The following is an 18441-nucleotide window of genomic DNA, read 5'->3' on the forward strand; positions in this document are numbered from 1 at the left end:
GCTTGAATTCTTCGCTGTGTCCGTTTGCCATTTCCGTTCTCCTTTTCGGCAAAATACCAAGTCAAAGAAACGGAACAAATCCGTGGCAAGTCCAGGATGGGACCGCGCCCTTTCATGCCAGACACTCTGCCGGTCATCGCCGCTTCTCCGAAGCAAGAGAACGTTGTACTGGCCTTCGGGCACGGGCAGGTCGGGCAAACATTGGGGGCCACCACCGGAAAACTGGTGGCGGAATTGGTAAGCGGCCGCGCGCCTTCGATCGATCTGTCGCCATATGCGCCAGACCGATTCTGAAACTTAGTAGGTCACAGCAACCCGCTGGGTGTGGTTCGCCATCACATAGTCCATGAACTGCCCGCGGAAGAGGTTGGCATGTTCATGGGCCAGTTCTTCAATGGCGGCGCCATCGCGGCGGGCGATGGCCTCGACCATCTGTTTATGCTGTGCGTCAAGATCTTCAGGCTTCAGGTCAGTTGTCTGACTTTTAAACTGGAACCTCATGTGACCAAGGCGCTTTGCCTCATCCAAAAGCTGGCCGTAGTAGCGAATCAAATATGGATTCCGGCAAGCGCGGGCGATCGCCATGTGGAAATCGTAGTTCCGCTCAATATGTGGGACCGAGTTGTTGGTGGCGATGCTCTCTCGCGATCCTTCAAGGAAAGCCTCGCGGGCAGCTGAGATCTCGGCCAACTCTTCTTCGGTCCGGTTCTCTGCGGCCAGGCGATGTGTGGCCCGTTGCAACAAATCCAGCGTATCCAGAAACCGCGGCAAGTCCTGAAAATTAATCGGCGACACGATGGTGGAACGGTTCGGCAATACATGGACCAGCCCTTCGCCAGCCAGCTTTACCAGTGCCTCGCGGATGGGCGAGCGTGACAGGGAAAATCGCTCGGCCAGCCCGACTTCGTCCAATGGCTGCCCAGGTGCCAGATCCATCCGCAGGATGTCTTCGCGCAGTTGTTTATAGACCTTGGCACTGCCAGTCAGCTTTTCGGTTTTCGTCGTTTCGGCCATGGATGCTCACTTTATATCAGATGCTCAACATATGAGGGATCAGGTGTCCCGCCAAGGTGGCGTTTTCCCGCAAGTTCGAGATTGACACAAGACGACAAAATGTCGACAGTTTTGTGTATCCAGCGGACAGGCTGTCCAGAATTCAATTAGAACCGTCCTTCTACGGACCCCCCGCGCCTCGCTGACGCGCGGGAACGGAGACCCTTTGACATGAAATGGCAAAAGACCTTGCAGACCGTTGACGCCCATTGCGGCGGCGAAATCGGACGGATCGTCACAAGTCAGGTGCTGGAGATCCCCGGCGCTACGATGCTGGAGCGAATGACTTACATCAACACAGTCGATGACAGCCTGCGGCGCCTTTTGACGCGCGAGCCGCGCGCCTTCTCGCCCATGACGGTTAACCTGCTTATGCCGCCCCTGCGGCCTGATGCAGACGCGGGCATGATCGTGCTGCAAGCGGATCGCGCCCACCCGATGTCCGGCTCAAACGCCATGTGCCTAACAACCGTTCTGCTAGAGACCGGTATGCGCCCTGCGAAAGAAGGCGAAAACATCGTACGCCTTGATACTCCCGCAGGATTGGTTACGGCACGAGCTCAGATGAAGGACGGGCGCTGCACGCAGGTCAGCTTGGATATGACCCCATCGTTCGTGCAGGCGTTGGATGTGGAGATCGACACCCAGCGTCATGGCAAGGTGAAAGCCGATATCGCATTCGGTGGCTGTTTCTATGCCCTGATCGATGTTGACCAACTGGGGTTCAGCATCGCACCTGAAAACGCCATGCTTCTTGTGAACGCAGGTACCTATCTAAAAACCGAGTTCGAACGCCACGTGGCGATTCGACACCCCGAGAATCCGTACCTGAACGCACTGGCCTATGTGATCTTTCGCCAGAAAGAACCGGACGGCGCCTACCGAACATGCACCGTCCTGAAACCGGGACGGGTGGATAGGTCAGCCTGCGGGACGGGCAGTTCAGCCCATCTGGCGACACTCGACGCACGCGGCTTGGTCAAACCGGGGGATGTCTTTACCACTCGGTCGATCATCGGGTGCGAATTCAGGATCGAGCACAAAGGTCATGCGCAGCTTAGCAACGGACAGACCGCGGTCCTGCCCAATGTGACTGGCAGCGCACATATCTACGGTATGACGCAGGTGGCATTGGACCCAACCGATCCGTTCCCAACTGGCTTTATCCTTGGGGATACTTGGGGCCCTTACGCCCATGAGCTGATGTAACCCTACTTCCGCCTAGCCAGAGATGCGCCCGATTACGGGGCACTTTTCAAGAATCTCCGCCCGATAGCGCCACCAGAAATTTAACTTGTTGACATGACGACTTTGTGTCGACAATCATTATTGAAGACATAAAGTCGACAGAGGAGGAAAGAAAATGAAACCCATGGCGAAGATCCTGCTTGCCAGCACAATCCTGACCGGCCTTTCCGCCGTCGGTGCGCAAGCTGAAGTCGCGGCCAACAGCCGCCTGAAGACCGTTCAAGACCGTGGCACGTTGCTGTGTACCGGTCATAACGGCTCGTTCCTTGGCTTTGCCGAAGTGGACGACAAAGGCGTCTGGAAAGGTCTGGACGTCGAACTGTGCAAGGCGCTGGCGACGGGCCTTTTTGGCACCTATGAGGGTCATCTGGAGATCGTGCCCGTCTCTTGGGCGCAGCGTTGGCCCGCATTGCAGTCCGGCGATGTGGACGTGATCATCAAAGCATCGGGCTGGACCCAAAGCCGCGACACCGAACTGAATCTGACCTATTCGATGCCCTATTTCATCGGTGCGTTCCAGGTCATGTCTCATGCATCGTTGGGAGCTGAAAAAGTTGCTGACCTGGATGGCGGCACCATCTGCGTGAACGCCGGCACCTCGGTCGAGCGGTCTATCTCGAACTATGCCGACGCGAACGGTCTGGATATCGAAATTCTGACCTACGAGAATGGCGACGAAATCCGCAATTCTTACTTTGAAGGTCGTTGCGACGGTTGGGTCGAGTGGGCCCCAGCTCTGGCTACCGGCCGCGTGGATGCCCCTGATGGCGCCGATGCCCACGTGATCCTGCCTGAGGTGATCGAACTGGAAGCTGAAGGTATCATCGTTCCCGAAGGCGATGCGGATTGGCTGGATGTGCAAAACTGGATGCTGTCGTCCCTGTGGTTTGCCGAGCTGAACGGCATCACCTCGGCCAACGTTGATGAGATGAAAGCAAACCCTGAAAGCCCGCAAATCGCGACCTTCCTAGGCGCGACCCCTGGCTACGGCACCCGTCTGGGTCTTTCGGACGATTGGGCGTACAACATGATCAAACATGTCGGGAACATGGATGAAATCTACTCGCGTTCCATGGGTGACACCTCGCCCTACAAACTGGCGCGCGGTGTGAACAGTCTCTACACAAATGGCGGCGTTTTCTACCCGCTGCAGATCGACTGATCCGCAGTGATCAGGCTGATCGGGCGTCTCGCTCCCTTTTGCGTCCGGTCAGCCCTCTTCTTTCGTTCCAAAATTTACCACTTTAACCCTCGGAGAACGGCATGGTCGCACTCCTGAAGAACAGGCACGTTCGCGACAACGCCTTGCAAGTGTTGTTCGTCGGCTCGATTGTCAGCGTCTTGGCCTTGCTGGCCATAACCGCAAAAACCAACATGGATGCACAAGGCATTACCGGCGGCTTTGCGTTTCTGGAACGCGCCACCGGTTGGCGTGTGGGTTTTTCGCTGATCGAGACGGACGCCTCCCTAACCTACGCCCAGGCGATCCTGATCGGGATCACGAATTCACTTTTCCTAGGGGCAATCACACTGCCGCTGGCCTCGCTGGTGGGTGTCACTGTCGGGGTCATGCGGACCTCTGGAAATGGCATGGCCGAACTTCTGGGCACCACTTATGTCGAGACCTTCCGCAACATCCCGCTGATCCTGCAATTACTGTTTTGGTACACGATCATGCTGGCCCTGCCATCGCCCCGCGATGCCGAGCCGCTTATCGGCTCCGTCGTGCTGACAGGTCGCGGGATCTACATCCCCGGTCTCAATGTCACCGGCGGATCGGTGTTTGCCGGATTTGTCTGGGTTGCCCTGATGATGGCCGTAGTGGTCCGCATGACACCGCGCCGTTGGCGAAACATCGACACAACCCGCGCCCGTCATGAAAAGCGTGTGGTCTGGTTGCTGGCGCTAGCTGGTTTCATCGCGGCCCTTTGGATCGGCCGTATTCCTGATACCCCGCTTGCTAGCATACCCGAAGCGAAGGGTCTGAACTTCAAAGGCGGCATTCGTATCTCGCCCGAGTTGATTGCCTGTGTGTTGGCGATCTCGATCTACGGCGGAGCCTATATCGCTGAGATCATCCGCGCCGGTTTCAATGCGATCCCCAAAGGCCAGTCCGAGGCAGGCAAGGCGTTGGGACTGTCGGGGTGGCATATCTTCAGCCGCATCCGCCTGCCTCTGGCGATCCGCATCGTCATGCCGACCCTGATCAACCAATACGTCTGGCTGTTCAAAGCGACCACCATCGGCATCGCAGTGTCGTTCACAGATTTCTTTATGGTGATCTCCACCGCGATCAATCAGGCGGGCCAGACCATGGAGCTGATTTTCATGCTGATGGCCGGCTTCCTGATCATCAACTACTCGATTGCCTGGGTGCTGAACCGCGTGAATGACGCGATCAAGCTCAAGGGCACGCAACTGCGGATCTGACCCATGAGCCACACGAAATCTCTCCCCAAGCCGACGGCCCTTGATCGTCTGAAGGCCCGCTTTTTCAACACCACTCTTAACAGCGTCGTGACACTTGTTCTGGGCGCAATCACCCTGTGGATCCTGTACAATCTTGCCAACTGGGCGCTGGTCCATGCGGTCTGGGGCGTGGATCAGGGCGATGCCTGCCGCGCCAATCGCGACGGAGCATGCTGGTCCATCATCTCGACGCGCTGGCGCATCGTCTTTTTCGGCCTGTACCCGTTCGAGGAACAATGGCGCTCGGGACTGGCCTGCGCGATTATGGTGGTCGTAGCGGTTCTATCCTGCATACCGTGGTTCTGGTCGGCCCGCCGCCTGCCCTTCCTTTGGGTTGCGGGCTTTGCGGCCTTCTACATACTGATGCGGGGCGGCATGTTCGGCCTGACCGAAGTTGTCGAGAGAAATTGGGGCGGTCTGGCGCTGACGGTCTTTATCTTCTCTGCTGTCTGTCTGATCGGGATGCCATTGGCGATTTGCTTCGCGCTGCTGCGACAGTCCAGTCTGCCTTGGGTGGCCCGCACCGTGGGGCTGATCATCGACACAGTCCGATCATTGCCCCTGCTGGCGATCATGTTCACCTTTGCCATCGTGTTGCCTTTTGCCCTGCCCTCATGGGCCATCGGCGAGAGTCTCTATCGGGTGATCATCGGATATTCCCTGTTCTTCGCCGCCTATCAGGCAGAGATCATCCGAGGCGGCATGCAGTCCCTGCCCACCGGGCAGGAAGAGGCCGCAAAGGCGCTTGGGCTCGGGTACTGGCATCGCATCGGCTACATCATTCTGCCGCAGGCGTTCCGCAATGCACTGCCGCCCACGATCAACCAGTTCGTCATCACCTTCAAGGAAACCACACTGGTCACGATCATTGGCTTCTTCGACGTGATGACCTCTGGCCGCACGGCTTCTGGCACCGCCGAATGGAGCTTCGCCACACTAGAGATGTACGTCTTCCTTGCGCTGCTTTTCTTCGTCTTCGTCTTTTCGCTTTCGCGCTACGGCGCATACCTCGAACGCCGGCTTGGCGTCGGGACCCGCTGAAGGAGCCTACCTATGCCGGACACGCAAAACACCGCAATCCGCATTCGCAATATGCACAAATACTATGGTGTCTTTCACGCCCTGCGGGACATCAATCTGGACATCGCCAAGGGAGAGAAAGTGGTGATCTGCGGGCCTTCCGGCTCGGGGAAGTCCACGCTGATCCGCTGTATCAACCGTCTGGAAGAGCATCAAGAAGGCGAGATAACCGTCATGGGAACGCCGCTGGACGACAACGTCGACAACATCGACGAAATCCGGCGCGAGGCCGGAATGGTGTTCCAAAACTTCAACCTGTTCCCGCATATGACCGTGCTGGACAACTGCACCTTATCCCCGATGCTATCCCGCAAGATCGACCGCGCAGAGGCCGAAGCCACTGCGATGCGTTATCTTGAGCGGGTCAAAATCCCCGATCAGGCCCGCAAGTTTCCCGGCGAACTGTCCGGTGGTCAGCAGCAACGCGTAGCCATCGCCCGCGCCCTATGTATGGCGCCCGAAATCATGCTGTTCGATGAACCTACATCCGCCTTGGACCCTGAAATGATCGCAGAGGTTCTAGATGTGATGGTCGGACTTGCTGACGAGGGAATGACGATGGTCTGCGTCACCCATGAGATGGGTTTTGCCCGTCGTGTCGCGGACCGCGTGATCTTCATGGCCGATGGGCAAGTGATCGAACAGGGCACGCCAGAAGAGTTCTTCGACCACCCCAAAAACGAACGCACCAAAGCGTTCCTGAGCCAGATCGTTGGCCACTAGATTTTAAATCCAAGGAAAGATCATGACCTACAACGTCAAACTATCGGGCGTGATGCCCGCGCTTGTCACGCCCTTCAATGCAGACAACAAGATCGACTTCGACGCCTTTGGTAAACTGCTGACCCACTTCCGCGACAGCGGCGTAACCGGCTGGGTACCCAACGGATCGACCGGCGAATACTTCAGCCAAAACACCGAAGAACGCCGCGCAGTCCTACAATTCGTCAAGGATTTCGCCAACGACGATGAAATCCTAATTGCAGGCACCAACGCCCCAGCGACCCGCGAAGTGATCGAACAAACCGCGATGGCCAAGGAAATCGGCTATGACAACGTTCTGCTCGCACCGCCCTTTTACACGCGCCCCACACAAGACGAACTGATCCGCCACTACGAAACCGTGCTGGCCGAGGTGGATGTGAACATCGTTCTGTACAGCTATCCTGCCAAGGACGGCTCGGACATCTCGTTCGAACTCATGGACCACTTCGCCGACAATCCCCGTGTGATCGGGATCAAGGAAAGCTCGGGTGTGATGCAGCGAGCCATCGACATTGCCTCGCGCTACGAAGGAAAGATCCAACTGGTTTCGGGCTCTGATGACATAGCGCTGGACTTCATGTTCTGGGGTGCGGACAGCTGGATTTGTGGACCGTCGAACTGCATGGCCAAGGCGTGCTGTGAGCTGGACCGTCTGTATAAGTCCGGCGATCTGGTTGCGGCGAAAGAGCTAATGAAGAAGCTCTACCGTGCGATGAACATTCTGGAATCCGGCAAGTTCGTTCAGAAGATCAAATATGGTTGCGAGCTTCAGGGCATGCCCGTCGGCGAATGCCGCGCTCCGCTCGGGCCGCTAACCGACGCTGAAAAAGCCGAGTTCGCCGAGGCTATGGCCCCAATTCTGGCGATGTAAGCCACTGCGGGGGGCCGGAGTGCCCCCCGCATTTCCCCTCTTCGTCGAAGTGAAAAGAATGACCTCTACCCTTGTGATTGGCGCCGGTGTGATCGGTGCGGCCATTGCCCTTGATCTGCAAAAACGCGGGCGTCAGGTGACGCTTGTAGACCGTGCAGCGGTTGGCATGGGGGCCTCTTTCGGCAATATGGCCTCGATCGCTGTGACCGAGTTCATGCCAGCTTCGCGCCCCTCAGTCTGGCGGCAAATCCCAGGCTGGCTGTTGGACCCCGAAGGCCCGATTTCAGTCCGCCCCGCCTATATGCCCCGCCTGATCCCTTGGTTCTGGCGGTTTCTGATGGCCTCGCGTCCTGCCAAATTGCGGGCACTTGAGTCGCAAGGAGCGGCGATCTGTGAACGGGCTTTGGGCGACACACTTGCCCTGTTGCGTGAACTGGGGGCCGAGGACGAGATCACCGAAACCGGCTGTCTGTCGCTCTATCAGAACAAGGCCGAATTCACCGCTGATCGAGATCACATCGAAATTCTCGAACGCTTCGGATTTGACCATCAGGTTCTGGGGCATTCCGAGTTGCAAGCATTAGAGCCCGAGATTGATCCCAAGATCGGCATGGCCGTTTTGTTCCCCGACAACCGTTCGATGAAAGATCCCCATCGCTTTGTCACCCGTATCGCGGACCGGTTTGTGGCCCTTGGCGGCACGATTGTCGCCGGTGATGTAGTGGGATTTGACGTGGTCGACCGGATCACGGGCGTTCACATGGCCAATGGCAGGGCCTTACATGCCGATGAAGTGGTCTTGTGTGCGGGTGCTCACACCGCGCGGCTGGCTGAATTTCTGCACGAGCCCATCCCGCTTGAAACCGAGCGCGGCTATCACACCCAGATCATGGCACCGGGAATTTCACTGGCCCATTCGATCATCTGGCCCGCGCGGGCCTTTATGGTGACGCCCACGGCGGGCGGTATCCGTATCGGTGGTACGGTCGAAATGGCCGGCCTTGATGCTGCCCCAAATTGGGGTCGCGCCAAAATCACGGTGCGCCGCGCCAAGGAAGCCCTGCCTAATCTGAAGGTCGAAGAAACCAATGAATGGATGGGGCACCGCCCCGCCCTGCCTGATACCGTACCGATCCTGTCGGCCAGCGCGAAGACGCCGGGAGTCTTTTACGCCACGGGTCACGGCCATCTGGGACTGACGAACGCCGCGACCACGGCAAAACTCATGGGGCAGTTGATTGCGGGCGAACGGCCCGAGATCGACCTGCACCCCTACCGTATCAATAGATTTTAAGAGGACAGCATGACGACAAAAACCTGTCTTATCATCGGCGGCGGCCGCGGCATGGGTGCTGCCACCGCCCGTGAAATGCACAATCGCGGCTATAAACTGGCGCTTATGTCCCCGTCAGACAGTTGCGAGACACTGGCGGACGAGCTTGGCGGTGTGGCCCACCGAGGCCGCGCTGAAAACGCTGCTGACACCCAAACCGCTTTTGATCTGGCTATGACCACCTACGGACGGATCGACGCCTGCCTGATCCATGTGGGTGGCCCGCCCAAAGGCGACCTACTGGATATCCCCGAAGAGGATTGGGACCGCGCCCACGACATGGTGCTGAAGCCGGTGATCCGTATGGCCAAGTTGCTTGCCCCGGTAATGGCGGCCCAAAGTGGCGGTTCGATTGTGAACATCACCACGTTTTCGGCGTTTGAACCTTCGCTGACCTTTCCGACGTCCAGCGTTTATCGGGTCGGTGTCTCCAGCTTTACCAAGTTGTTTTCCGATCGCTACGGCCCCGACAACATCCGCATGAACTGCTTATTGCCGGGCTTCACCGACAGCCTCGATCTGCCGCAGAAATACGCGGACATGAGCGCACTTGGCCGTCTGGCCCGCGCAGATGAACAAGCCAAAACCGCCGCTTTTCTGTTGTCGGAGGACAGCAGCTATATCACCGGCCAATCCATCCGCGTCGATGGCGGCGTGACCCGACATATGTGAGGATTTTCATGAAGAACCAGTTGTTTATCGATGGCGAATACGTTGATGCCACCAGTGGCCAGATGTTCGATGTGGTGGACCCTTCGGACAGGTCAGTATTTCATCGTGTTGCTCGCGGCGGGGCGGCGGATGTAGATCGGGCGGTTCAAGCCGCACGCCGCGCCTTTGACAGTGGTCCCTGGCCGCGCATGTCCGGCACCGAGCGTGCCAAGGTGCTGCGCCGTATGGGCGACCTGATCGCGAAGCGCACCGACGAATTGGCGCGGATCGAGGTGCAGGACAACGGCAAGCCCCTGCCCGAGGCGGTCTGGGATATCGAGGATACTGCTGGCGTGTTTCACTTCTACGCCGATCTGGCCGAAGGGCTGGATGGCGCTGAAACACCGGTAGAGCTGGGAATGGAGGGCTTTACCTCCAAGGCGGTCAAAGAACCGGTAGGCGTTGCTGGTGCGATCATTCCTTGGAACTTCCCGCTCCTGATGGCGTCGTGGAAAGTCGCGCCTGCATTAGCAGCGGGATGCTGCATGGTCTTGAAGCCATCGGAAACCACGCCTGTTTCTGCACTGGAACTGGGGGAAATTGCCAATCAAGCTGGCCTGCCTGCGGGGGTTCTTAACATCATTACTGGCTTTGGTGCCGAAGCTGGTCAACCGCTCACCGAACACGTAGGGGTCGACAAACTGGCGTTTACCGGCTCGGTGCCTACGGGTTCGCGGATCATGGCAACCGCCGCGCGGGACATCAAAACCGTCAGTCTGGAACTGGGGGGGAAATCGCCGCTGGTCGTGTTCGCGGATACGCCGATCGAAGAGGCCGTCGAATGGATTATGTTCGGCATCTTCTGGAACCAAGGCGAGGTCTGCTCTGCCACCTCTCGCGTCCTGATCGAAGAGGCAGCCTACGACGCGGTGATGGCGCGGCTGGTAGAGGAAGCCCAGAAGATCAAGATCGGTCACGGTCTGGAAGACGGCGTCCTGCTTGGCCCGCTTGTCAGCCCAAGTCAGCATGAGAAGGTGCTGGAATGGATCGAGATCGGCAAGACAGAGGCGCGCCTTGTCACTGGCGGCGGTGTCCCCGAAGGACTGGAGGCGGGCTGCTATGTTCAGCCAACCATCTTTGCCGATGTGCCCGAAGACGCCCGCATTTGGACCGAAGAAATCTTTGGCCCCGTAGTCTGCGTAAGATCCTTCAAAACCGAGGAAGAGGCGATCCGCTTGGCAAATGACAGCCGTTTCGGCCTTGGGGCCGCGGTCATGTCCAAAGATCTGGAACGGGCTGAGCGCGTGGCGCGGGCATTCCGCGCAGGGATCGTGTGGATCAACTGTTCGCAGCCCACGTTCACGCAGGCACCGTGGGGCGGATACAAACAATCCGGTATCGGGCGCGAGTTGGGCATTTGGGGCTTGAACAACTATCTCGAAACCAAGCAGATCACCACTTGGAACGCCCACAAGCCTTGGGGCTGGTACATCAAGGCCTGATCCGATGCGTTGGTCCAGAACCCTGAATGTTGTCGACTGCCACGCCGAGGGTGAAGTTGGCCGAGTGATCACGGGGGGCGTTCCGCACGTCCCCGGTGAGACCATGTTCGACAAGCGCGTCTATCTGGAGACCCATCTGGACGACATCCGCCAGATGGTTCTGTTCGAGCCCAGAGGCGCTGTCTGGCACAATGCCAACATCCTGCTGCCTTCGAACAGCCCGCAGGCGGATATGGGCTATGTCATTCTAGAGACGACAGAATATCCGGCCATGTCTGGGTCGAACACCATCTGTGTCGCTACGGTGCTACTAGAGACCGGCATCCTGCCGATGGTTGAACCACATACGGATCTGGTGCTGGAATCTCCCGCAGGATTGATCCGTGTGCGCTGCGCTTGTTCAGGGGGCAAGGTGACCTCAGTCCGGTTGGTGAACCAACCAGCGTTCGTTTACCATCTAGATGCAGTGATCGAGGTTTCTGGCCTCGGCTCGATCAAGGTGGACGTGGCGTATGGGGGCATGACCTATGCCATCGCGGACGCCGCCGCTTTAGGGTTTGCCATCACACCGGACGAGGCCCGTGATCTGTGCGCGTTGGGCGAACGGATCAAACAGGCCGCAGTCGATCAACTGCCCGTCGGTCATCCAGAGAACCCCGACATTCCGGGGATCACCAACACCGAGTTTATCGGCCCAATCAGGCAAGAAGGGGATACGCTGATCTCGCGGAACACCGTGGTGGTGCGTCCGGGGCGTTGTGACCGATCACCTTGTGGGACGGGGTGTTCCGCGCGTTTGGCGGTGATGCATGCCAAAAGGCAGATCACCCTAGGGCAGACTTTTATCCATGAATCCATCACGGGCAGTCGGTTTACCTGCGCCATAGACGGGCTGACCCGAGTTGGTCACTACGATGCGGTAATCCCCGCAGTTGCGGGACAAGCATGGATCACCGGGCTCTACCAAATGGGCATGGACCCGACCGACCCTTACCAACAGGGCTTTACCCTTTCAGATACATGGGGAAATTGATGCATCTTTCTGGAAAAACGGTGCTTTTGACGGGGGCCACAGGCTCTATCGGGCAAGACATTGCGAGGGAACTGGCGCGGGACGGGGCGCGAGTGATGCTGCACTATGGCCGCAACACTACCAAAGCCGAGGCGCTGGCAAAAGAGCTCGGTGGCGCGTTGATCGTGCAAGGGGATCTGTCAACTCCGGCAGGGCCGACCCGCCTCTGGGACGATGCCATTGCAGTGGCCGGTGAAATCCATGCACTGGTGAACAATGCGGGCCAACTGACGCCCTCTTCGGTAAGCGATCCGCTAGAAGCGTGGCATGCAGTATGGCAGAGCGATTTACAGGTGAACCTGATGGCCGCTGCCGATTTGTGCCGTGCCGCGATCCAACATTTTCGGATCATTGGCGGCGGGCGTATCGTAAACATTGCCTCGCGTGCAGGGCAAGGGGGCTATCGCGCCGAGGCGATGTCTTACGGGGCCACGAAAGCGGCACTGATCAACTTGACCCAAAGTATCGCGCGGGGCTTTGGCCCTGAGAATATTCACGCCACCGCGATCGCACCGGGCTGGGTCAAAACCGAAATGTCCGACGCCTATGTCGCGCAGCACGGAGAGGCGGCAGCACTGTCGGGTATTCCCATTGGCCGGATGGCCCACACCCAAGAAATCGGAGAACTGGTCAGCTTTGTGCTCCGGCCCACTCAGGCCTCTTTGTCGGGGGCAGTTCTGGACGTTAACGGCGCAAGCCAGATGAGGTGATTGCAATGAAGAGATTTGAAAACAAAGTGGCTGTTGTCACGGGCGGCGCGGGCGGGATCGGCTATGCGATCTGCCACCGTCTGGCAGCCGAAGGGGCGCTGGTGCGCATTCTTGACACAAACATCGCTGCTGCCAATGCCTTGGCCGCTGAAATCGGTGGAACCGCACATGATGTGGATCTGACCGATGCGGCCGCAATCCATGCTTTCGTCAACGACATCCAATCAGAGGGAATCCATGTACTGTGCAACAATGCGGGCCTGATGCGTCGTGGTCCGCTGATGGAACTAACGGCCGCGGACTGGCGCGCCTCTTTCGCGGTGAATATCGACGCGTTGTTCCATATGTGTCAGGCGGTCATTCCGGTGATGCAAGGCCACGGTGGCGGGGCCATCGTAAACACGGCCAGCCAGTGGGGGCTGCACCCTGCACCGGGTCACATTGCCTATAACACCACCAAGGCCGCAGTGGTCGCCTTTACTCAGAACCTTGCCCGTGACTATGCAGCGGACAAAATCCGCGTAAACGGCGTAGCACCGGGAGAAGTGCGAACTCCGATGCTGGAATCCAACCTAGCGCGGTCCAATCGCAGTATCGATGATCTGAATGCGCTGGTTCCCTATGGCCGTATCGGTGAGCCTGAAGAGATTGCCGCTCTTGTCGCCTTTCTAGCCAGCGAAGAGGCCGGATACCTGTGCGGGTCTGTGGTTGAAATTACGGGTGCACAGGCGGTCGCTTAACGAAAACCAGTTCGCGGAAGCGACGCGGTCAGCTCGCTAGGGATGGCTGACGGATTTCTTTTTTAAATCCCTAGCGCAAGTCCAGTCTTGACCGCATCCATGGCGACAAAGGTCCGGAACTTGCGCACATGGCCGCCGTCAAAAAACACGCGCCGCGTGAAATCTTCGTAGGCGGCCATGCTTTCCACAACGACCACCAACATGAAGTCCACCTCGCCTGTGACGTAGAAGCATTGCTGCACTTCGGAGGCATTTCGGAAGCGCGCCTTCATAAGGTCAATTATGTCGGGCGTTTCCGCTTCAAGCTCTACCTGCACAAAGATCGTCAGCGGTAGCCCCAGTTTCGCGCCATCCAGAACAGCAACATTTCTAGCGATCACGCCCGCGTCCTCCATCCGGCGGATGCGGCGCTGCACAGACGGGGCCGACAGGTTCACCTGTTCGGCAACTAGGCGTTGAGGTGTCGCACTATCCCGCTGAAGAATACGCAAAATCGCCAGATCAAATGAGTCCAATGGTATCATGCGAGCGAAAATTGCACAAATGGCCCAAATTTCCAGCGCAATATTCAGCCAAGGTGAGGTTTAATTTCATCAACGCATGAAATCGGAATGAATGATGAACTATTTCTTCAACGAAATGCCCCAATACCAATCCACTTTGGCGCCTCAGGATGCCGCAGTCCTTTCGATCGAAGGCGCTGCCGAAGTGCGTCGAATATTGGATCTGCGAGACCACTCCCAACCGACCCCGATGCATCATTTGCCTGCTCTGGCGGCGCAGCTCGGGGTAGCAGATATCCACATCAAGGACGAAGGCCACAGGCTGGGTTTGGGCAGTTTCAAGGCGCTGGGTGGGGCATATGCTCTGATGCGTCTGGTTCAGGCCGAGGCCAGCAAGCGCCTTGGCCGTTGTGTACCTGCACAGGATTTGCTGACGTCCGAAGTCAGGGCCATCGCGGAGCAAATGACCTTTGCCTGTGCGACGGATGGCAATCACGGCCGCTCGGTGGCCCAAGGGGCACAGATCATGGGCGCGCGAGCTGTTATTCTGGTTCATTCCGGCGTGAGTGACGCCCGCATTCAAGCGATTGCGAACTTCGGAGCAGACATCATCAGGGTCAAAGGGAACTATGATGACTCAGTGACCGAGGCATCTCGGGTGTCGGCAGAAAAAGGGTGGACTGTGCTCTCTGACACCTCTTGGCCTGGATACGAAGACATCCCCGGCCTTGTGATGCAGGGGTACACCGCCATCGTTCAAGAGGCGTTGCAGCAGTTGTCTGATCGTCCGACCCACGTATTCCTACAGGCCGGTGTTGGAGGTTTCGCTGCCGCAATTGCGGGCCATTTCGCTGTGATAGAGGGGGAACACCGTCCAAATGTGACCGTGGTCGAACCCGACCGCGCAGCTTGCCTGATGGATAGCGCTCGCGCAGGTCAACCTGTCAGAACCGCGGAAACCGAGCCAACAATTATGGCTATGCTTGAATGCTACGAGCCCTCGCTTACGGCGTTCCGCGTTCTGTCCCGCGTTGCTGACGGCTTCATGACTGTTGGTGAACAGACCGCGCCTGCTGTCATGCGCTTGCTTGCAAATCCGCAGGGGGATGATCCGGCGATCGTGGCAGGGGAAAGCGGTGCTGTCGGTCTGGCTGGGGCAATGGCTGTTCTTGGAAACCCCGAGCTGTCCGCAAAAATTGGACTTGGTGCTTCATCGCGACTGTTGTTCATTAATACAGAGGGTGCGACAGACCCCGCTCTCTATCAGCAAATCGTTGGACGTAGCCCTGCAGAGGTCGCAGCGCAAACTGGCGGAGACAGCAAATGATGCCTGTGATCAACGCAAAGCGATTGATTGAGCGCCTACACGCCTTGGGGCAAACGGGGCGCCATGAGGGAACACTGACCCGCCTCGCGGCCGGTGACGCAGACAAAGCTGGTCGGGATCTGTTGTGTGCTTGGATGCAAGAGGCGGGGCTGGAGATCGGCATCGACCGGATTGGTAACATCATCGGCCGGTGGGACCCTGACGGTGTTTCGGGTGCTCCGGTTGTGATGGGCTCGCATATCGACACCGTGATTGATGCAGGCATTTATGATGGCTGCTATGGCGTGCTGTCGGGCCTGTCTGTGATTGAGGCCCTGAAGGGCTCTGGAACCAGAATCGGACGCCCTATCGCCGTGGTCGCCTTTACCAACGAAGAAGGTGTGCGCTTTGCCCCTGACATGATGGGCAGCCTTGTTGTGGCTGGAGGTCTGGAAACTGATGGGGCCCTAGCCACAGTCGGGACTGACGGGGAAACGTTGGGGAACGAGCTGCGGCGGATCGGCTATGCGGGACAGTTAGATCCGATGGATCTACGGCCACACGCCTATGTGGAGCTACATGTCGAACAGGGACCAGTGCTAGAGGCCGAAGGCGTGAACCTTGGTGCCGTTGATACCTTGCAAGGGATCTCTTGGCAGAGGATCGTGATCGACGGCACCGCAAACCACGCAGGTACGACGCCCATGCGCCTGCGTCTGGATGCAGGCGTTGCAGCGGCCCAGATCACCGCAGCACTTGATGGGCTCGCACGCGCTATGCCCGGTGCTGTTGCCACTGTCGGGACGATGCGCTTTGTCCCAAACGCGATCAACGTGATCCCGTCACGCGCGACCTTTACCGTAGATTTACGCCATCCTGACGAAGCACGTCTTCAACAGCTTGAACAGGATTTGGCGCTCTTGCTGGATGGGCTCAGGGCGAATGGATACCTCGTTTCGGCAGAGCGATTGGCAAGGTTCGAACCTGTTCTGTTCGATCAAGACATCGTGGAAAAGATCGAGACTGCTGCGACTGCCCGTCAAATCGGCTGTCGCCGTATGACTTCTGGCGCGGGACACGATGCGCAGATGATGGCGCGGGTTTGTCCGTCGGCGATGTTATTTGTCCCCTCAAAAGGTGGCATCAGCCACAACCCACAGGAATTCACCGAAGAGCGCGATTTGATCGCTGGCGCCGAAGTTTTGATGGATGTTGTTAGGGGACTATGCGCATGACCGATCTAACCCACTTGCAGGCTGAAATGACCGAGTGGCGCCGTGATTTCCACCGCCACCCGGAATTCGGCTTCGAAGAGCACCGTACCGCCGGATTGGTCGCAGACCGTCTGAGGGCCTTCGGGCTAGAGGTCGAAACAGGAGTTGGTGGTACCGGCGTAGTTGGAACTCTGACGCGGGGCACATCCAACCGCAGCATCGCCCTGAGGGCAGATATGGATGCCCTGCGCATCCAAGAGGCGACGAATGCTCCCTATGCCTCTAGCCACGATGGTACCATGCACGCCTGCGGTCATGACGGTCATACCGCAATGCTTCTAGGGGCCGCCAAACTGCTCTCGGAAGAGGGAGGTTTTGACGGAACTGTCAGATTTATCTTTCAGCCTGCCGAAGAGTGGGGCCAAGGCGCTTTGGCTATGCTCGAGGACGGATTGCTACAACGGTTTCCGTTCGACGAAATTTACGGGATTCACAATATGCCCGGTTATGACGTCGGCCAATTCCGCACACGACCCGGCCCTGTTATGTCGGCCGAAGACACTTTTGAAATCACTTTGACTGGAAGTGGCGGTCACGCTTCTCGTCCGGATAAAACCCAAGAGGTGATGGTGGCCGCATGTGCGCTGGTCCTAAACCTGCAAACAATTGTTTCACGGCGACTATCGCCGACTGATATCGGCGTGGTATCGGTGACAGAAATCCTAAGTGACGGTGTCCGAAATGCACTTCCCGGCACCGCCCGAATTCTCGGCGATACGCGCAGCTTCACGCCCGAGGTATCTGCTGAAATCGAAACAAACATGGCAAAGATTGCGGCGGGGACAGCCTCGGCCTACGGCGTTTTGGCAGCAATTGAGTATCGTAGGGAATTTATCCCGACCGTTAATGATCCCAACCTTACTAAAGCCGTGATGAAGGCTGCCGCAACTATTTTCGGCCAGAATAACACTGCCGAACTTCGTGAACCTATTTCTGCGTCTGAAGATTTCGCACAATTTTTAGCGCATGTGCCAGGATGTTTTATGTTCTTAGGGAATGGAAAGGATAGCAAAGCCCTTCATCACCCTGAATATGACTTCAATGATCGAGGACTTATCCACGGGACCAAACTCCATAGAGCTATCGCACGGGAACGGCTGCCAATCATAACTTAAAGAACGCCACACAGCACCCTATCGGCTTCGTGTAATCTTCGAGTTCCCCGAACGGGTGCACTGAAGCAAACAGATCCCTTTGGATTCTGTTTGCTTTACACATTCACTTGAATTTTTAAACCAAAGGGCGGGGAGCGGCAGATCGCTGCGATTTGCATGAACGTCCAGAAGGGGCCGAAACCGCCAATTCGCGAAAATTCTCTGAAGGTCGGGACAGTCCGCCTCACTGCCGTTCGTGTGCCCCGCGGAGAAGGTCCGCAATCCGCCCAAATTACCAATTCGGCTTTAAATTGCTGTATTTTTCTCAGATGACGTAAAAGGGCGGAAAGCCGACCTTAGCTGCTCTGTGGCAACGCCAACCGACCAACGAGAAACCTGCCGTTCGCAACAATACCTCGAAGTTCGCGAACCGTTGTGTTCATCGACGGCATCCACGATACTGGTAGAGAGGCATCGCGATATTTCTTGATCATCTGGTTAGTGTTCGAGGCCAACGCGAAATGAAGAAAGGATCGGTCATGCTGGAAAAGTGGTACTGGGTAGCGGGAATTGTCGCGGCAGTCGTAGCCGTTATTAGTCTCTTTGTCAGATCCAATCCCAAGAACTCAGTTGAGAACCGGCAGAGCGCCAAGGTATCTGGCCGGAGTAACACTGAGAGGTGGTCCGCGTTTTTCGACCAGTTTGCCGCCGCGCTAAGCTATAGCATTGGTTTCATTTCAGGCGGCAACCTTCAGGTCCGGAGCTCGTCT

19 protein-coding genes are annotated in these 18441 nt (G+C 57.5%); 17 read left to right on the forward strand and 2 right to left on the reverse strand.

What is annotated here, in order from left to right; genetic code table 11:
• Window positions 1-96 precede the first annotated feature (96 nt).
• Entirely contained in the window at window positions 97-294 is a 198-nt protein-coding gene (locus tag CLV74_RS23290; RefSeq protein ID WP_106268912.1) for an FAD-dependent oxidoreductase, read from the forward strand.
• Between the two features lie 3 nt (window positions 295-297).
• On the opposite strand, the gene CLV74_RS21705 is transcribed toward CLV74_RS23290, so the two are convergent.
• Window positions 298-1014: a GntR family transcriptional regulator gene (locus CLV74_RS21705; RefSeq protein WP_106268914.1), complete on the reverse strand. Its 717-nt coding sequence runs from the start codon at window positions 1012-1014 to the stop codon at window positions 298-300.
• Between the two features lie 210 nt (window positions 1015-1224).
• On the opposite strand from CLV74_RS21705, the gene CLV74_RS21710 reads away from it, so the two are divergent.
• From CLV74_RS21710 to CLV74_RS21765, 12 genes are all read left to right on the forward strand, one after another.
• The gene (locus tag CLV74_RS21710) at window positions 1225-2262 is read left to right on the forward strand and encodes a proline racemase family protein (protein ID WP_106268916.1); all 1038 of its coding nucleotides are present in this window, start codon (window positions 1225-1227) and stop codon (window positions 2260-2262) included.
• Window positions 2263-2416: 154 nt separating this feature from the next.
• Entirely contained in the window at window positions 2417-3463 is a 1047-nt protein-coding gene (locus CLV74_RS21715; protein WP_106268918.1) for a transporter substrate-binding domain-containing protein, read from the forward strand.
• Between the two features lie 101 nt (window positions 3464-3564).
• Entirely contained in the window at window positions 3565-4731 is a 1167-nt protein-coding gene (locus CLV74_RS21720) for an amino acid ABC transporter permease (RefSeq protein ID WP_106268920.1), read from the forward strand.
• Between the two features lie 3 nt (window positions 4732-4734).
• Window positions 4735-5811 (forward strand): amino acid ABC transporter permease, encoded by a 1077-nt coding sequence (locus CLV74_RS21725; RefSeq protein ID WP_106268922.1) that lies wholly within the window; start codon window positions 4735-4737, stop codon window positions 5809-5811.
• Window positions 5812-5823: 12 nt separating this feature from the next.
• Window positions 5824-6573 carry an amino acid ABC transporter ATP-binding protein gene (locus CLV74_RS21730; protein ID WP_106268924.1) on the forward strand — a complete coding sequence of 250 codons (750 nt, stop codon included), beginning with the start codon at window positions 5824-5826 and terminating at the stop codon, window positions 6571-6573.
• Between the two features lie 22 nt (window positions 6574-6595).
• On the forward strand, window positions 6596-7486 hold the full coding sequence (locus CLV74_RS21735) for a dihydrodipicolinate synthase family protein (protein ID WP_106268926.1): 891 nt from the start codon (window positions 6596-6598) through the stop codon (window positions 7484-7486).
• Window positions 7487-7544: 58 nt separating this feature from the next.
• Window positions 7545-8780, forward strand: a complete 1236-nt coding sequence (locus CLV74_RS21740) for an NAD(P)/FAD-dependent oxidoreductase (RefSeq protein ID WP_106268929.1) — start codon at window positions 7545-7547, stop codon at window positions 8778-8780.
• 9 nt (window positions 8781-8789) lie between these two features.
• Window positions 8790-9491 (forward strand): SDR family oxidoreductase, encoded by a 702-nt coding sequence (locus tag CLV74_RS21745; RefSeq protein ID WP_106268931.1) that lies wholly within the window; start codon window positions 8790-8792, stop codon window positions 9489-9491.
• 8 nt (window positions 9492-9499) lie between these two features.
• Window positions 9500-10972 carry an aldehyde dehydrogenase family protein gene (locus CLV74_RS21750; protein WP_106268934.1) on the forward strand — a complete coding sequence of 491 codons (1473 nt, stop codon included), beginning with the start codon at window positions 9500-9502 and terminating at the stop codon, window positions 10970-10972.
• Window positions 10973-10976: 4 nt separating this feature from the next.
• Window positions 10977-12005: a proline racemase family protein gene (locus CLV74_RS21755; RefSeq protein ID WP_106268936.1), complete on the forward strand. Its 1029-nt coding sequence runs from the start codon at window positions 10977-10979 to the stop codon at window positions 12003-12005.
• On the forward strand, window positions 12005-12754 hold the full coding sequence (locus CLV74_RS21760) for an SDR family NAD(P)-dependent oxidoreductase (protein WP_106268938.1): 750 nt from the start codon (window positions 12005-12007) through the stop codon (window positions 12752-12754). The genes CLV74_RS21755 and CLV74_RS21760 overlap by 1 nt, the downstream gene beginning before the upstream one ends.
• A gap of 5 nt (window positions 12755-12759) precedes the next feature.
• A complete protein-coding gene (locus CLV74_RS21765; RefSeq protein WP_106268940.1) occupies window positions 12760-13494 on the forward strand; it encodes an SDR family NAD(P)-dependent oxidoreductase in 735 nt (244 codons plus the stop codon).
• Between the two features lie 62 nt (window positions 13495-13556).
• Here the strand turns inward: CLV74_RS21765 and CLV74_RS21770 are convergent, their stop codons facing one another.
• Window positions 13557-14009 carry an Lrp/AsnC family transcriptional regulator gene (locus CLV74_RS21770; RefSeq protein ID WP_211299099.1) on the reverse strand — a complete coding sequence of 151 codons (453 nt, stop codon included), beginning with the start codon at window positions 14007-14009 and terminating at the stop codon, window positions 13557-13559.
• 100 nt (window positions 14010-14109) lie between these two features.
• Between CLV74_RS21770 and CLV74_RS21775 the strand changes: the two genes are divergently transcribed.
• From CLV74_RS21775 to CLV74_RS23060, 4 genes are all read left to right on the forward strand, one after another.
• Window positions 14110-15324: a diaminopropionate ammonia-lyase gene (locus tag CLV74_RS21775; RefSeq protein WP_211299100.1), complete on the forward strand. Its 1215-nt coding sequence runs from the start codon at window positions 14110-14112 to the stop codon at window positions 15322-15324.
• Window positions 15321-16538 carry a Zn-dependent hydrolase gene (locus tag CLV74_RS21780; protein WP_211299101.1) on the forward strand — a complete coding sequence of 406 codons (1218 nt, stop codon included), beginning with the start codon at window positions 15321-15323 and terminating at the stop codon, window positions 16536-16538. The genes CLV74_RS21775 and CLV74_RS21780 overlap by 4 nt, the downstream gene beginning before the upstream one ends.
• Window positions 16535-17692, forward strand: a complete 1158-nt coding sequence (locus CLV74_RS21785) for a M20 aminoacylase family protein (protein WP_106268944.1) — start codon at window positions 16535-16537, stop codon at window positions 17690-17692. Before CLV74_RS21780 ends, CLV74_RS21785 begins: the two co-directional genes overlap by 4 nt.
• A 500-nt stretch (window positions 17693-18192) precedes the next feature.
• Window positions 18193-18441: hypothetical protein (locus tag CLV74_RS23060; RefSeq protein ID WP_211299102.1), on the forward strand; the 249-nt coding region annotated here is incomplete at its 3' end.

Origin of the sequence: Donghicola tyrosinivorans (assembly GCF_003003355.1) — a bacterium.
Classification (GTDB): Bacteria; Pseudomonadota; Alphaproteobacteria; order Rhodobacterales; family Rhodobacteraceae; genus Donghicola; species Donghicola tyrosinivorans.

Bases quoted from the DNA above. Each gene is read 5' to 3' on its own strand.
- CLV74_RS21775 (WP_211299100.1), top strand. From the start codon at position 14,110: ATGATGAACTATTTCTTCAACGAAATGCCCCAATACCAATCCACTTTG.
- CLV74_RS21760 (WP_106268938.1), top strand. From the start codon at position 12,005: ATGCATCTTTCTGGAAAAACGGTGCTTTTGACGGGGGCCACAGGCTCT.
- CLV74_RS21705 (WP_106268914.1), bottom strand. From the start codon at position 1,014: ATGGCCGAAACGACGAAAACCGAAAAGCTGACTGGCAGTGCCAAGGTC.
- CLV74_RS21745 (WP_106268931.1), top strand. From the start codon at position 8,790: ATGACGACAAAAACCTGTCTTATCATCGGCGGCGGCCGCGGCATGGGT.
- CLV74_RS21710 (WP_106268916.1), top strand. From the start codon at position 1,225: ATGAAATGGCAAAAGACCTTGCAGACCGTTGACGCCCATTGCGGCGGC.
- CLV74_RS21720 (WP_106268920.1), top strand. From the start codon at position 3,565: ATGGTCGCACTCCTGAAGAACAGGCACGTTCGCGACAACGCCTTGCAA.
- CLV74_RS23290 (WP_106268912.1), top strand. From the start codon at position 97: ATGGGACCGCGCCCTTTCATGCCAGACACTCTGCCGGTCATCGCCGCT.
- CLV74_RS21755 (WP_106268936.1), top strand. From the start codon at position 10,977: ATGCGTTGGTCCAGAACCCTGAATGTTGTCGACTGCCACGCCGAGGGT.
- CLV74_RS21780 (WP_211299101.1), top strand. From the start codon at position 15,321: ATGATGCCTGTGATCAACGCAAAGCGATTGATTGAGCGCCTACACGCC.
- CLV74_RS21750 (WP_106268934.1), top strand. From the start codon at position 9,500: ATGAAGAACCAGTTGTTTATCGATGGCGAATACGTTGATGCCACCAGT.
- CLV74_RS21725 (WP_106268922.1), top strand. From the start codon at position 4,735: ATGAGCCACACGAAATCTCTCCCCAAGCCGACGGCCCTTGATCGTCTG.
- CLV74_RS21730 (WP_106268924.1), top strand. From the start codon at position 5,824: ATGCCGGACACGCAAAACACCGCAATCCGCATTCGCAATATGCACAAA.
- CLV74_RS21740 (WP_106268929.1), top strand. From the start codon at position 7,545: ATGACCTCTACCCTTGTGATTGGCGCCGGTGTGATCGGTGCGGCCATT.
- CLV74_RS21715 (WP_106268918.1), top strand. From the start codon at position 2,417: ATGAAACCCATGGCGAAGATCCTGCTTGCCAGCACAATCCTGACCGGC.
- CLV74_RS21785 (WP_106268944.1), top strand. From the start codon at position 16,535: ATGACCGATCTAACCCACTTGCAGGCTGAAATGACCGAGTGGCGCCGT.
- CLV74_RS21735 (WP_106268926.1), top strand. From the start codon at position 6,596: ATGACCTACAACGTCAAACTATCGGGCGTGATGCCCGCGCTTGTCACG.
- CLV74_RS21765 (WP_106268940.1), top strand. From the start codon at position 12,760: ATGAAGAGATTTGAAAACAAAGTGGCTGTTGTCACGGGCGGCGCGGGC.